The organism is Streptomyces sp. DSM 42067 (assembly GCF_055792885.1).
On sequence record NZ_CM147706.1, the window covers coordinates 446,115 to 458,857 of the forward strand.

A 12,743-nucleotide genomic window follows, 5' to 3' on the forward strand; every position below is an offset into this window, starting at 1 on the left:
TCCGCGAGAACCGTCTGTGAGGAGATCCTGTGGCCAAGCCTTCGGGGCGTCCCCTGCCTCTGCTGACCGAGGAGAGCGAGTTCTTCTGGACGTCCGGGTCGGACGGCCGTCTGCGCTTCCAGGAGTGCGAGTCCTGCACGTCCCTGGTCCACCCGCCGCAGCCGGTGTGCCGCCACTGCCGGGGGCACGACTTCCGTGTGCGGGAGGTCTCCGGGTACGGCACGCTCGTCGGCTTCACCGTCAACGAGCGGTTCAGCCTGCCCGGACTTCCCGCCCCGTACGTCGTGGCGCAGGTGGCGATCGACGAGGACCCGCGGGTCCGGCTCACGACCAACCTCGTCGAGTGCGAGCCCGGGCAACTGAGCCTCGGCATGCGGATGGAGGTCGTCTTCGAGCACATCGAGGATGTGTGGCTGCCCCTGTTCCGCCCCGCGGCCGACCAGCCGGAGCCCGCCGAACTGCCGCCGGACGAGGTGGAACCGGACAAGTATCCGCGTCTGGTGCGGCCGCCGGTGCGTACCGAGAAGTTCGAGGAGAAGGCCGCGCTCACCGGCATCGGAGCCTCCGAGCTCGGGCGCCGGCTCATGCGCTCGCCGCTGTCGCTGACGATCGAGGCGTGCGAAAGGGCCGTCGCGGACGCCGGTCTGACGCTCGACGACATCGACGGCCTGTCGACCTATCCGGGGGCCGGTGCGTTCGGCGGCTTCGCCGAGGGCGGCGTCACCGCGCTCGAGTCGGCCCTGGGCATCCGGCCGACCTGGTACAACGGCGGCGGTGAGACCTTCGGTCCTGGCGGTTCGGTGATCGCGGCGATGCTGGCGGTGGCGGGCGGTCTGGCCCGGCATGTGCTGTGCTTCCGCACACTGTGGGAGGCCACGCACGCGGATCTGGCCCGCCGCGGCAAGCTGCCCCAGGCCGCGCCCGGTCGGGTGGACGGGACCCACGCCTGGCGGATGCCGTTCGGCGCCACGTCCGCCGCGCACGTGCTCGCGCAGGGCGCGCATCGCCACTTCCACCGGTACGGCACCACCCGCGAGACCCTCGGCTGGATCGCCCTCAACCAGCGGGCCAACGCGGCCCTGAACCCGACGGCGATCTACCGCGATCCGATGACCATGGACGACTACCTGTCGGCGCGGACGATCACGACACCGTTCGGGCTGTACGACTGCGACGTGCCGTGCGACGGTGCCGTCGCCGTCATCGTGTCGGCCGTCGACGCCGCACGGGACCTGGCCAAGCCTCCGGTGCTCGTGGAGGCCGTCGGCACGCAGATCATCGAGCGTCTGGAGTGGGACCAGAGCACGCCGACACACGAGCCGCAGGTGCTCGGGCAGGCAGCCCATCTGTGGACGCGGACATCGCTGCGGCCCTCCGACGTCGATGTGGCCCTGCTGTACGACGGCTTCACCTTCAACTGCCTGTCGTGGATCGAGGCGCTCGGCTTCTGCGGCATCGGCGAGGCCGGGGACTTCCTCGACGGGGGCAAGAACATCGCCCGCGACGGCGTACTGCCGCTCAACACCCACGGCGGCCAGCTGTCCCACGGGCGCACTCACGGCATGGGCCTGATGCACGAGGCCGTCGTCCAGCTGCGCGGCGAGGGCGGGGAACGCCAAGTGGCCGACGCCCGGGTCGCCGTGGTCAGTTCGGGCGGCCTCACCCCCAGCGGCGTACTTCTCCTCAGGACGGACACGTGACCTACAGCGACACCGAACACGCGGCGGAGGCCGAGGCGGACGATCCGCCGTACGCGCACGGCAGTCCCGTCGTGCCGCGCGTCGTCGACGTCGACGGCATTCCCCTGTCGGCGCTGGTGTGCGAGGCGCCCCGGCCCCACGCCGTGATCGTGGCCCTGCACGGCGGCGGCACCACGTCGACGTACTTCGACTGCCCAGGCCATCCGCGGCTGTCGCTGCTGCGGACCGGAGCCGCGCTCGGGTTCACCGTCGTCGCACTCGACCGCCCGGGGTACGGCGCCTCGGCCGACTACGCGGCGAAGGTCACCGACACCGCGCGCCGCGTGGACCTCGGCCATGCGGCGGTCGAGGAGCTGCTGGCAGGCCGGTCGCGCGGCGCCGGGGTGTTCCTGCTGGCGCACTCGGCAGGGTGTGAGCTGGCGGTGAGGATGGCCGCCGACGAGCGGGGGCGGGACTTTCTCGGCCTGGCGATCGGCGGGTTCGGACGGGAGCTCGACGCGCACGCGAAGCAGGTCCTGGACAGGACCGATGAGGAGGCGGGCGGGGATGCCAGGCCCGCCCGCGGCCGGCGCGCCGTGCTGTGGGGACCGAGCCGGCTGTACGCACCCGATGTGTACCGGGGCGCCGCGATCTCCTCGCCCTCTCCCCCGTACGAGACGGAGGACCGGCCCTGGAGGACCGAGTACCCCGAGCTGGCGGCACGGTTGCGGATCCCTGTGCAGATCAGCCTCGGCGACCACGAGACGGTGTGGCGGTCCGGGCCCGCGGCGCTGGCCGAGATCGCCTCGCTGTTCACCGCGTCGCCGCGCGTGAGCGTCAACGAGCAGGCGGAGAGCGGCCACAACCTGAGCCTCGGTCTCGCGGCCCTGGCCTACCACCTGAAGGTGCTGTCGTTCGTCGAGGAGTGCGTGGTGCGGCGCGAGCAAGGGAGGACGCGATGACGGGCGTCGACGCGGTCGCCGTGCTGCTGGTGCGGGCCGTCCTCGGCATCACCATGATCGTGCACGGTGTGAACCACTGGCGGGGCGGCGGCCGCATCGAGGGCACCGCCCGTTGGTTCTCCGGACTGGGCCTCAAGTACGGGCGGCTGCAGGCGTGGATGAGCGTCGTGACGGAGATCGGCGCCGGTGTGCTGCTCCTGCTCGGGCTGGCGACACCGCTGGCCTGCGCCGCCGTGATCTCGGTGATGCTGGTCGCGGGGCTCCTCGCGCACCGGAGCAACGGCTTCTTCGTCTTCAAGGACGGCTACGAGTACGTCCTCGTGCTCGCCGTGGCGTCCCTGGCGCTGGCCATGCTCGGCCCGGGCAGCCTGTCGATTGACGCAGCGGGCGACATCGAGGTGACCGGGTGGGCCGGCGGCGGCATCGCGCTCGGGGTCGCCGTGGCCGCGACGGCGGGACTCCTCGCCCTGTTCTGGCGCCCCGAGCGCCCCACCTCCGCGGACGAAGCCGCATGACGGCCGTGGCCCGCACGCAAGCACCACGACACGCACCCTCGGACCAGGAGGCCCCGTGACGCACGTCGGATTCATCGGCCTGGGCAGCCAGGGCGCCCCCATGGCCCGCCGGATCATCGAGGCGGGTCATCCGGTGACGCTGTGGGCCCGCCGCCCCGCCACCCTCGTACCGTTCGAGGGCACCCCGGCCAAGGCGGCCGCCTCACCGGCCGAACTCGCCGCGGCCAGCGACATCGTGTGCGTGTGCGTCGTCGACGACGCGGACGTGGAGGAGGTCGTCCTGGGCGAGCGGGGTGTCCTCGCCGGGCTGCGCCGCGGCGGCGTCATCGCCGTGCACAGCACGATCCATCCCGGCACCTGCAGGCGGCTCGAGGCGCGCGCCGCGGCACAGGACGTCCAGGTGGTGGACGCGCCGGTGAGCGGAGGCGCGCCGGCCGCGGCGGAGGGGCGGCTGCTGGTGATGGTGGGGGGCGAGTCCGGCACCGTGCGGTACTGCCGCCCAGTCTTCGAGAGCTTCGGCGACCCCGTGGTGCACCTCGGCCCGCTGGGGTCCGGGCAGGTCGCCAAGCTCCTCAACAACGTGCTGATGACCGCCAATCTGGCGACCGCAGCCGACACGCTCGCCCTCGGCCGCGAACTGGGCGTCGATCCGCGGGCTCTCGCCGAAGCCGTCGGGCACGGCAGCGGCGCCAGCTACGCGCTGGGCCGGATCGCCGGGCACGGCGGCTCACTGGAGGCGATGGCTCCGTACGCCGGTCGGCTGCTGCGCAAGGACGTACGCCTCCTGGCGCAGCTCACCGGCGCCGCCGGTGAGGGCGGGGGCACCGTGCTCGCGGCCGCCGACGCCGCGCTGGAGGAGATGGACCACCCCCGGTGACGCGCCTGCGGCGGACGCATCCACGAGGCCGCACGCCCTAGGCGTAAGCAGATTTCCACATCAGAGAATATGACTTCAGCGATGCAGGAGGCGGGATGCCTGTCAACGGGAAACTGCTGATCGACGGTCAGCTCCTCGACGCGCCACGGACCTACGAAAGCCTCAACCCGGCCACGGGCGAAGTCCTCGGTCGGGCGCCCGACGCGACACCCGCCGATGCCGAGGCCGCCGTCGCGGCCGCCCGCCGTGCCTTCGACACGACCACATGGGCGACGGACAAGGACTTCCGCATCCGGTGCCTCGACCAGCTCTATCAGGCGCTGAACGACCACAAGGAAGAGCTGCGCGAGCTGACGATCGCCGAGGTCGGCGCGACCCGCGCCCTCACTCACAGCGCGCAGCTCGACGACCCCATCAACATCGTCCGGTACAACGCCGATCTGCTGCGTACGCACCCGTTCACGGTCGACCTCGGCGAGATCGACTCGCGCGGGCAGCGCCACCACCGCTGGGTGGAGAAGGAGCCCGTCGGCGTCGTCGCGGCGATCCTGCCGTACAACTACCCCAACCAGCTGGCACTGGCCAAGCTCGCCCCCGCGCTCGCCGCCGGTTGCACGGTCGTCCTCAAGGCCGCTCCCGACACCCCGCTGATCACCCTCGCACTCGGCCAACTCATCGCCGAGCACACCGACATTCCGCCCGGCGTGGTCAACGTTCTGTCCTCGTCGGAGGCAGCGGTCGGCGAGGTGCTGACGACGCACCGCGACGTCGACATGGTCAGCTTCACCGGCTCGACCGCGACAGGGCGCCGCATCATGGCCGCCGCGAGCGAGACGGTGAAGAAGGTCTTCCTGGAACTGGGCGGAAAGTCCGCCATGATCCTCCTGGACGACGCCGACCTCGCCGCCGCCTCCATGCTCGCCGCGTACATGATCTGCACACACGCGGGCCAGGGATGCGCGCTCACCTCCCGGCTCCTCGTGCCTCGCGAGCACCACGACGCCGTCGTGGAGCAGGTCGCGCAGCACTTCGGCCGTGTCCGCCACGGCGACCCGTCAGATCCCAAGACGTACATGGGCCCCCTGATCAGCGAACGGCAGCGCGACAAGGTGGACGGCATGGTGCAGCGCGCCGTCGCCGCGGGCGCGAAGCTGGTGACCGGCGGCGAGCGCGTGAACCCCGGCTTCTTCTACACGCCGACGCTGCTGGCGGGGGTCGACCCGGACAGCGAGATCGCCCAGGAGGAGGTGTTCGGCCCGGTCCTCGCGGTCATCCCGTTCGAGGACGACGACGACGCGGTGCGCATCGCCAACAACTCGGTCTACGGGCTGTCGGGCGGCGTGCAGAGCCGCGACCAGGAGCGGGCCCTCGCGGTGGCGCGCCGCATCCGCAGCGGGACGTTCAGCATCAACGGCGGCAACTACTTCGCGCCCGACGCTCCGTTCGGCGGCTACCGGCAGTCGGGCATCGGCCGGGAGAGCGGCGTCGCCGGGCTGGAGGAGTTCCTGGAGTCGAAGACGTTCGCGACGGTGGTGGCGTAGGCCCGATGAAGGGGCGGCCTGCTGAGACGAGGTCTCGGCAGGCCGCCCCTTCGTTGGGCGCCGCGATGCCGTCACATCACCAGGCCGCCGTCCACGGGCAGCACCTGTCCGGTGATGAACGACGCGGCGTCCGACGCGAGGAACACGAACGCTCCGGCCACCTCCTCGGGGGCCGCCCAGCGTCCCAGCGGGATGCGCGCGAGCATCGGCGCGGCGAACTTCTCGTTGGTGCGGATGGTCTCCGTCATGGGCGTGGCGGCCAGCGGCGCGAGCGCGTTCACGAGGATCTGCTTGCGCGCCAGTTCGCGGGCGAGGGACTTCGTCAGACCGACGATGGCGGCCTTGGCCGCGGAGTAGTTGACCTGGCCGAGCGTGCCCGTGATGCCGGCGGACGAGGTGACGTTGATGATGCGTCCCGTGCCGTCGGCCGGCAGGTGGGGCAGGGCGGCCTGCGCGCAGTGGAACGCACCCATGACGTGGATGTCGATGACGCGCCGGACGTGCTCCTCCTCGAGGTCGGGGAACATGGCCGGCGCCGTCACGCCCGCGTTGTTGACGAGGATGTGCAGTGTCCCGCCGCCGAGCGCAGCCGCCTGGGCCGCCGCGTCGTCGGCCGCCGCCCGGTCGCGTACGTCGAGGCCGGTGCTGTCGGCCTTGCCCCCGTCGGCGCGGACATGCTGGGCCGTTGCGGCTGCGGCCGTGGCGTCGATGTCGGTGACCAGTACTGCGGCGCCCGCGCGGGCGAGTGCCTTCGCCACGGCGGCGCCGATCCCGCCGGCCGCTCCCGTGACCAGCGCCGAGCGCCCCGTGAGATCGAACGGCGCGGCGTGATTCGCCATGACATACCTCCTGCTTGAACTCATGAAGGGCGGGCCCGACCGTGAAGTGCCGCCGCCCGGACGGCGGCGGCACTGACTGCGCCTTGCTGTGTCCTCTCCCGCGCCGAGGAGCCTCCCAGGCCCCAAGGCGCTGGGCAGAGGACCTACTTCTTGGCAGCCGCCACGGCCGCCCGCGCACGCGACCGGAACGCCTCCAGCTTCTCGGACGGCTCGATCACGCGCTTACTGCGGGACTGGATGCTGACGTCGTGCCCGGCCACGGCGCGCCGCAGTGCCCCCACGGTGGCCTGCTCGCGCGGCACGTGGGCGAACGGGTCGAAGGAGTACCAGCGCATGGCGTTCTCGTGGGTCATCTTGTTGGTGTCCTCGTCCGGCACCTCGAACCGCTCCAGGACCTCGCCGAGTTCCTCGGGGGCCCCCGGCCACATCGAGTCGCTGTGCGGGTAGTCGGCCTCCCAGCAGATGTTGTCGATGCCGATCTCGTGACGGAGCTTCACGCCCAGCGGGTCGCTGATGAAGCAGGTCAGGAAGTGCTCGCGGAACACCTCGCTGGGCAGCTTCCCGCCGAAGTCCTGGAGGGTCCACGTCGCGTGCATCTCGAAGGTGCGGTCGACGCGCTCCAGGAAGTACGGGATCCAGCCGGTGCCGCCCTCCGACAGCGCGATCTTGAGGTCCGGGTAGTCCTTCACCGGACGCGACCACAGCAGGTCGGCCGCCGCCGAGACGATGTTCATCGGCTGGAGGGTGATCATCACGTCGGGCGGCGAGTCGACAGCCGGGACCGCGATCCGCCCCGAGGATCCGATGTGCACCGACAGCACAGTGTTCGTGTCGCACAGCGCCCGCCACAGCGGATTCCAGTACGGGTCGTGGAAGCTCGGGTAGCCCATCACGGCCGGGTTCTCGGTGAAGGTCAGCGAGTGGCAGCCCTTGGCGGCGACCCGGCGCACCTCCTGAGCGCACAGCTCGGCGTCCCAGATGGCGGGCAGCGCCATCGGGATGAACCGGCCGGGGTAGGCCGCGCACCACTCGTCGATGTGCCAGTCGTTGTACGCCCGCACCAGCGCGAGCGAGAAGTCGGGGTCCTCGGTGGCGAACAGGCGGGCAGCGAAGCCGGGGAAGGACGGGAAGTTCATCGAGGCGAGGATGCCGCCCGCGTTCATGTCCTTGACGCGCTCGTGCACGTCGTAACAGCCGGGCCGGATCTCGTCCAGGCCCTGCGGCTCGAGCCCGTACTCCTCCTTGGGCCGCCCGGCGACCGCGTTGAGCGCCGCGTTCGGGATCACCGTGTCCCGGAACTGCCACACATCGGTGCCGTCGTCCCGGTGGACGAGCTGCGGCGCGTCGTCCCGGTACTTCTTCGGCAGATGGTTCACGAACATGTCGGGCGGCTCGATGATGTGGTCGTCGACGCTGATGAGGATCAGATCGTCCCGTTGCATGTCGGTCCCTTTCAGTCGGACGCGGGCAGCGCCTTGGCCGCCTTGAGGGTCATCGGGACGCCGTCGCAGCTGAGCGATCCCGAACCGGAGGAGGTGCAGAGCAGCTCGAGCGTCTCGCCTGCGTCCACGTAGCGCTTTCCGATGAGCGTGGCCGCCTCGGGGCCCCCGGGTGGCGGTGCGGGCCTGGCGGAAGGCGCCGGAACCATCGGCCCGCCCCCGCAGGTGATGGCCGGCCGGCGGTCGGCCGGGGCACGGACGACGATCACCCGGGTACTGCACACGGTGCTGGCCAGCTGGAGACCGGGGCGCAGTTCCTGGGCCGGTGACGTCATGGCGATTTCCTTTCGGACGGGCGCCCACGGGCCGGGCACGGTCCATGGACACCAAGTCACCCTCTCAGTAAAGGGAAACTAGCTTCTCGCTACACGGCAATCAACCACTCGTACCGAACAATCGGCGAACCTTGCACAAGCCGCCGCGACGGCGGTTGACGCGGCCTCGCCTCCGTGAAACCCTGAAACGCACATCTGGAAACATCGTTCTCGATACAGAGAATCAACCGAGCGCCCGCCTTGTCGGCGGGGCGTCCCGTGCGTCGTAGGGAAGGACGGAATCACCCGTGTCCACTGACGACCTGATGGAGATCCACCAGTTGCTCGCCCGCTACGCGGTGACCATCACCAAGGGCGACATCGACGGCCTGCTCAAGGTCTTCACCTCCGACGGGACGTACAGCGCGTTCGGCGACACGTATCCCCTCGACGAGTTCCCGGCGTTGGTCGCGGCCGCTCCCAAGGGCCTGTTCCTCACCGCCACGGCGGTGATCGAGCTGGACGGCGACACGGCGACGGGAACCCAGCCGCTGTGCTTCGTCGACCACGCCACGCACGACATGCGCATCGGCTACTACAACGACACCTACGTACGCACACCGGACGGCTGGCGTCTGCGCACCCGCGCGATGACGTTCATCCGCCGCAACGGAGCGCACGACTCCGGCCGTCCGCACGCCTTCGAGCGCAACAGCGCATGAATGTCGCCGAGTTCCGGGCGGGCCTGACAGCCTGGCTCGACGAGAACGACCTACAGCCAGGACCCGACCACACCCTCGACGCACACGTCGAGCAGCTCTCGCGGGTACGCCGCGCGCTGTACGAGGCAGGGTGGATGCGGTACGGCTGGCCCGCCTCGATCGGCGGCCTCGGCGGCCCCGCCGTCCTGCGTGCCGTACTCGGCGAGGAGGTCGCAACCCGCGGCCTGGCCGAGCCCGGCATCTACTCGATGATCGAGGTCCTGGCCCCGACGATGATCTCGTACGCCCGTCCGGAGCTGGCGGCCGAGATGGTGCCGCTGCTGCTTGGCGGGCGCGAGCAGTGGTGCCAGGGCTTCTCCGAGCCCGGCTCCGGCAGCGACCTCGCCTCGCTGTCCACACGCGCCGAACAGCGCGGCGACCACTGGGTGGTGACGGGCCAGAAGGTGTGGACGAGCCTCGCCCAGTACGCCTCGCGCTGCGTCCTGCTCACCCGCACCGCACCCGGCCATGCCGGGATCACCGCGTTCTTCGTCGACATGGAATCCCCCGGCATCACCGTCCGCCCGCTGCGCACCATGCACGGCGTCGACGAGTTCGCCGAGGTGTTCTTCGACGAGGTGGTCGTGCCCGGCGAGCGGATGCTGGGCCGCCCCGGCGACGGCTGGCAGCTGGCGATGGACCTGCTGCCACACGAGCGCTCCACCTGCTTCTGGCACCGTGTCGCCCACCTGTACACGCGACTCGACCGGCTGATCGGGGAGACGAGCGTGCAGGACGAGGATGCCGTCGGTGCCGCCTACCTGGCGCTGCACACCGTCCGGTGCCGCTCCCACGCGACCCAGCGGCGCCTTGCCGAGGGCGCCAGGCTCGGCCCGGAGACGTCCGTCGACAAGGTGCTCCTGGCCACGGCCGAGCAGCGGCTCTTCGACACCGCACGGGACCTGCTGCCGGGGGTCGTCGAACTGGACGACACTCCCTGGCGCACCGAGTTCCTGTACTCGCGCGCGGCGACCATCTACGGCGGCACCGCGGAGATCCAGCGGAACATCATCGCCCGCCGCCTGCTCGACCTGGGAAAGGAGTGACCGCCACGTGGCCGTCGACGCCGGCGAACTGGACCTGCTCGCCGAAACCCTCCGCAAGTCCATGGCGACACACACGGGCGGCGCCCTGGACACCGCACTGAAGGAACTGGGCTGGGCCGAGATGCTCACCGAGATGCCCGACGAGACCGTCCCCGTCGTGTTCCGGCTGCTCGGCGAGACGGGGGCCCATGCCCCGTTGGTCAATGACGTGGTCCTGCACGCGTCCGGGCTCCCCACAGGCACCGCCCTCCCGCTGCCGTACGCGGGCGGAACCTGGGTCCTGTGGGATCGAGCGGACGGCGCGAACACGTCCGCGGGCAGCGAGTCCCTGGACGGCGAACTGCCGTTGCAGCGGGTGGCCGACGGGAACCCCGTGCCCCTCGCCGAAGGCCGCCGAGCGCTGGGCTGGTGGCTGGCCGGCACCGGCCGGGCCATGCTGTCCCTGGCCCGGTCGCACGCCGTGGACCGCGTCCAGTTCGGGCGCCCTCTGGCCTCCTTCCAGGCCGTACGGCACCGGCTCGCCGAGACCCTCGTCGCCATCGAGGGCGCCGAGGCGACCCTGCGAGCGGCCGAGGACGACCTCGGCTGTCTGCTGGCGAAGGCGGCGGCCGGCCAGGCTGCGCTGACGGCCGCCCGCCACTGCCAGCAGGTGCTCGGCGGCATCGGCTTCACGGCCGAGCACGACCTGCACCGCCATGTGCGGCGTGCCTACGTCCTGGACGGCCTGCTCGGCAGCGCCCGCGAGCTGACCCGCGAGGCGGGGGCGCTGCTGCTGCGGCAGGGTTCGGCACCGCGCCTGACCCAGCTCTGACGGACCAGCGCATCGCAGGGTCCGGCGCCTGGCTGCCCAACGGGTGGTGGGCCCGGACGCCCCCTCACCGTCCGGACCCACCCGCTCTCTTCCGCGCCCTACCGCAGCTTCTGCTTCATCTCGTCCAGCTTCGCGAGAATCGGGTAGCCGGTGACGCTCAGGGCGTTGCCGTGCCCGGTCTGGTGGATGTCGAAGACGGACTGGATCGCGGCGTGGAAACCCTGCACGTCCAGGCTCTGGTTGACGGCCCGTTTGGCCTGGCGGAGCCCGAAGGACGGCATCGTCGCGATCCGTTCCGCCAGTGCCCGTGCCTCGTCGTCGAGTCGGTCGCGTGGCACGACCTTGTTGACCATGCCGACGCGTTCGGCCTCATCCGCGGTGAGCGGGCGGCCGGTGAACAGGATCTCCTTGGCCTTACGGGCCCCCAACTCCCAGGTATGGCCGTGGTATTCGACGCCACCGATCCCCATGATGGCCACCGGGTCGGAGAACAGCGCGTCCTCGGCGGCGACGATCAGGTCGCACGGCCAGCACAGCATCAGCCCACCCGAGATACACCGGCCCTGGACAGCGGCGATCGACGGCTTCGGCACGTTCCGCCAGTGCAGGGTGTAGTCCAGATAGCGACGGCTCTCCGCCGAGTAGATCCACTCCAGGGTGATCTCGTCGGGGGACGGCCAGCGGTCGTTGAGGTCATGCCCCGCGGAGAAGTGCTTTCCCTCGGCGCGCAGCACGATCACCTTCACGTCATCGTCCTCGGCGGCCCGCGTCCAGGCCGCGTCGAGCTCGTCGAGGAGCTCGGCGTTCTGGGCGTTGGCGACCTCGGGCCGGTTCAGGGTGATCGTCGCGATGCGGTCCTTCGCCTCGTACAGGATGGTCACGGCGGCTCCTCAGCGTCGGGGCAGGCCGAGCAGGCGCTCGGCGATGATGGTGCGCTGGATCTCGGACGTGCCGCCGAACAGCAGCCGCTGCCAGCGCCGGGCCCAGTCCGGGATGTGGGCGGTGGACCGGGAGCGTTCGGTCGCCTCCGTCTCGGTGGGGAGGTGCTCTGTCAGGAACGCCGCGAACTCGGCCCGGAAGGCCTCGACGTCGTCGTCGAAGGTCAGCCGCATGACTCTCCCCTACTTGGCGACAACGCCGATAATATCGTTCTCGATCAGAGAAATGATAGTCTCTCAATCCACTGACATTCGCCTGCCATGGATGAATACGCTTCTCTCGTCTACGCAGTACCATCGCGACATGACACAGAAGGCAGATCTCACCGGTGGTCCACCGCTCGGCGAACCGACCTGGAAGCAGCGCGCCGTCGAGCGTTCCACGAGGACGATGCAGCTGCGGGCCGAGCAGCGGGTGCAGCGCTTCCTGGACTCGGCGCAGGCGATCATGGCGGACAAGGGCACCACGGACTTCACCGTCCAGGAGGTCGTGGACCGCTCCCGCCAGTCGCTGCGCAGCTTCTACCAGCACTTCGACGGCAAGCACGAACTGCTGCTCGCCCTCTTCGAGGACGCCCTGAGCCGGTCGGCCGTCCAGATCAGGGCCGCAGCAGATGAAGCGGACGCGCCGTTGGCGCGACTGGAGGCCGCCGTACGACTGCTCTTCGACGGCTCACGGCCCAACCCGGCGATGACACACCCGCTGTTCACCGACTTCGCCCCGCGGTTGCTGCTGACACATCCCGAGGAGGTGAAGGTCGCGCACGCGCCCGTCCTCACGGTCCTCAGCGACCTCATGACGGAGGTGGAGGCGGACGGCGGGCTGCGCCCTGGCCTGAAACCCCGCCGGGCAGCCGCGATGGTGATGCAGACAGCGATGTTCCTGGCGCAGTCCAGCGGACCCACGGAAAGCCCGACCGCCCACCCGCTGACCTCCGACGAGGTCTGGGAGTTCTGCTCCGGAGGGTTCACCCGCGACTGAGGCGCATACCGTTCACAGACCGCCTCGAGGCGAGAATCC

The 12,743-nt window shown here is 70.7% G+C and carries 14 protein-coding genes; 9 read left to right on the forward strand and 5 right to left on the reverse strand.

Annotation, left to right across the window (positions count from 1 at the left end; translation table 11 throughout):
* Nucleotides 1-29: 29 nt before the first annotated feature.
* The 5 genes from ACSMXV_RS02365 (at nucleotide 30) to ACSMXV_RS02385 (ending at nucleotide 5,574) form a co-directional block, all read left to right on the forward strand.
* Nucleotides 30-1,700 carry a thiolase C-terminal domain-containing protein gene (locus tag ACSMXV_RS02365; protein ID WP_473176026.1) on the forward strand — a complete coding sequence of 557 codons (1,671 nt, stop codon included), beginning with the start codon at nucleotides 30-32 and terminating at the stop codon, nucleotides 1,698-1,700.
* Nucleotides 1,697-2,641 (forward strand): alpha/beta fold hydrolase, encoded by a 945-nt coding sequence (locus ACSMXV_RS02370; RefSeq protein ID WP_473176027.1) that lies wholly within the window; start codon nucleotides 1,697-1,699, stop codon nucleotides 2,639-2,641. Before ACSMXV_RS02365 ends, ACSMXV_RS02370 begins: the two co-directional genes overlap by 4 nt.
* The gene (locus ACSMXV_RS02375) at nucleotides 2,638-3,156 is read left to right on the forward strand and encodes a DoxX family protein (protein ID WP_473176028.1); all 519 of its coding nucleotides are present in this window, start codon (nucleotides 2,638-2,640) and stop codon (nucleotides 3,154-3,156) included. The genes ACSMXV_RS02370 and ACSMXV_RS02375 overlap by 4 nt, the downstream gene beginning before the upstream one ends.
* Nucleotides 3,157-3,211: 55 nt before the next feature.
* Nucleotides 3,212-4,033 carry an NAD(P)-dependent oxidoreductase gene (locus ACSMXV_RS02380; RefSeq protein WP_473176029.1) on the forward strand — a complete coding sequence of 274 codons (822 nt, stop codon included), beginning with the start codon at nucleotides 3,212-3,214 and terminating at the stop codon, nucleotides 4,031-4,033.
* A 95-nt stretch (nucleotides 4,034-4,128) separates the two neighbouring features.
* Nucleotides 4,129-5,574 (forward strand): aldehyde dehydrogenase family protein, encoded by a 1,446-nt coding sequence (locus tag ACSMXV_RS02385; protein ID WP_473176030.1) that lies wholly within the window; start codon nucleotides 4,129-4,131, stop codon nucleotides 5,572-5,574.
* A gap of 71 nt (nucleotides 5,575-5,645) precedes the next feature.
* Here ACSMXV_RS02385 and ACSMXV_RS02390 read toward each other — a convergent pair whose 3' ends face one another.
* The 3 genes from ACSMXV_RS02390 to ACSMXV_RS02400 form a co-directional block, all read right to left on the reverse strand.
* A complete protein-coding gene (locus tag ACSMXV_RS02390; protein WP_473176031.1) occupies nucleotides 5,646-6,413 on the reverse strand; it encodes an SDR family NAD(P)-dependent oxidoreductase in 768 nt (255 codons plus the stop codon).
* A 143-nt stretch (nucleotides 6,414-6,556) separates the two neighbouring features.
* Entirely contained in the window at nucleotides 6,557-7,855 is a 1,299-nt protein-coding gene (locus tag ACSMXV_RS02395; RefSeq protein WP_473176032.1) for an amidohydrolase family protein, read from the reverse strand.
* A gap of 11 nt (nucleotides 7,856-7,866) precedes the next feature.
* Entirely contained in the window at nucleotides 7,867-8,187 is a 321-nt protein-coding gene (locus ACSMXV_RS02400) for a hypothetical protein (RefSeq protein ID WP_473176033.1), read from the reverse strand.
* A gap of 287 nt (nucleotides 8,188-8,474) precedes the next feature.
* On the opposite strand from ACSMXV_RS02400, the gene ACSMXV_RS02405 reads away from it, so the two are divergent.
* Genes ACSMXV_RS02405 through ACSMXV_RS02415 form a run of 3 tightly spaced genes read left to right on the forward strand, consistent with a single transcriptional unit; the run spans nucleotide 8,475 to nucleotide 10,784 of the window.
* Nucleotides 8,475-8,888 (forward strand): nuclear transport factor 2 family protein, encoded by a 414-nt coding sequence (locus ACSMXV_RS02405; protein ID WP_473176034.1) that lies wholly within the window; start codon nucleotides 8,475-8,477, stop codon nucleotides 8,886-8,888.
* Entirely contained in the window at nucleotides 8,885-9,973 is a 1,089-nt protein-coding gene (locus ACSMXV_RS02410) for an acyl-CoA dehydrogenase family protein (protein ID WP_473176035.1), read from the forward strand. Before ACSMXV_RS02405 ends, ACSMXV_RS02410 begins: the two co-directional genes overlap by 4 nt.
* A 7-nt stretch (nucleotides 9,974-9,980) precedes the next feature.
* Nucleotides 9,981-10,784, forward strand: coding sequence for an acyl-CoA dehydrogenase family protein (locus ACSMXV_RS02415; protein WP_473176036.1), 804 nt, complete (start codon nucleotides 9,981-9,983; stop codon nucleotides 10,782-10,784).
* A gap of 98 nt (nucleotides 10,785-10,882) precedes the next feature.
* On the opposite strand, the gene ACSMXV_RS02420 is transcribed toward ACSMXV_RS02415, so the two are convergent.
* Together ACSMXV_RS02420 and ACSMXV_RS02425 are read right to left on the reverse strand one after the other, a co-directional pair.
* The gene (locus ACSMXV_RS02420; RefSeq protein ID WP_473176037.1) at nucleotides 10,883-11,665 is read right to left on the reverse strand and encodes an enoyl-CoA hydratase; all 783 of its coding nucleotides are present in this window, start codon (nucleotides 11,663-11,665) and stop codon (nucleotides 10,883-10,885) included.
* 9 nt (nucleotides 11,666-11,674) lie between these two features.
* The gene (locus ACSMXV_RS02425; protein WP_473176038.1) at nucleotides 11,675-11,896 is read right to left on the reverse strand and encodes a hypothetical protein; all 222 of its coding nucleotides are present in this window, start codon (nucleotides 11,894-11,896) and stop codon (nucleotides 11,675-11,677) included.
* A 130-nt stretch (nucleotides 11,897-12,026) separates the two neighbouring features.
* Here ACSMXV_RS02425 and ACSMXV_RS02430 point away from each other — a divergent pair, with 130 nt between their 5' ends.
* Nucleotides 12,027-12,704: a TetR/AcrR family transcriptional regulator gene (locus ACSMXV_RS02430; protein WP_473176039.1), complete on the forward strand. Its 678-nt coding sequence runs from the start codon at nucleotides 12,027-12,029 to the stop codon at nucleotides 12,702-12,704.
* Nucleotides 12,705-12,743: the final 39 nt, after the last annotated feature.

Bases quoted from the DNA above. Each gene is read 5' to 3' on its own strand.
- ACSMXV_RS02430 (WP_473176039.1), top strand. From the start codon at position 12,027: ATGACACAGAAGGCAGATCTCACCGGTGGTCCACCGCTCGGCGAACCG.
- ACSMXV_RS02425 (WP_473176038.1), bottom strand. From the start codon at position 11,896: ATGCGGCTGACCTTCGACGACGACGTCGAGGCCTTCCGGGCCGAGTTC.
- ACSMXV_RS02400 (WP_473176033.1), bottom strand. From the start codon at position 8,187: ATGACGTCACCGGCCCAGGAACTGCGCCCCGGTCTCCAGCTGGCCAGC.
- ACSMXV_RS02385 (WP_473176030.1), top strand. From the start codon at position 4,129: ATGCCTGTCAACGGGAAACTGCTGATCGACGGTCAGCTCCTCGACGCG.
- ACSMXV_RS02410 (WP_473176035.1), top strand. From the start codon at position 8,885: ATGAATGTCGCCGAGTTCCGGGCGGGCCTGACAGCCTGGCTCGACGAG.
- ACSMXV_RS02390 (WP_473176031.1), bottom strand. From the start codon at position 6,413: ATGGCGAATCACGCCGCGCCGTTCGATCTCACGGGGCGCTCGGCGCTG.
- ACSMXV_RS02375 (WP_473176028.1), top strand. From the start codon at position 2,638: ATGACGGGCGTCGACGCGGTCGCCGTGCTGCTGGTGCGGGCCGTCCTC.
- ACSMXV_RS02395 (WP_473176032.1), bottom strand. From the start codon at position 7,855: ATGCAACGGGACGATCTGATCCTCATCAGCGTCGACGACCACATCATC.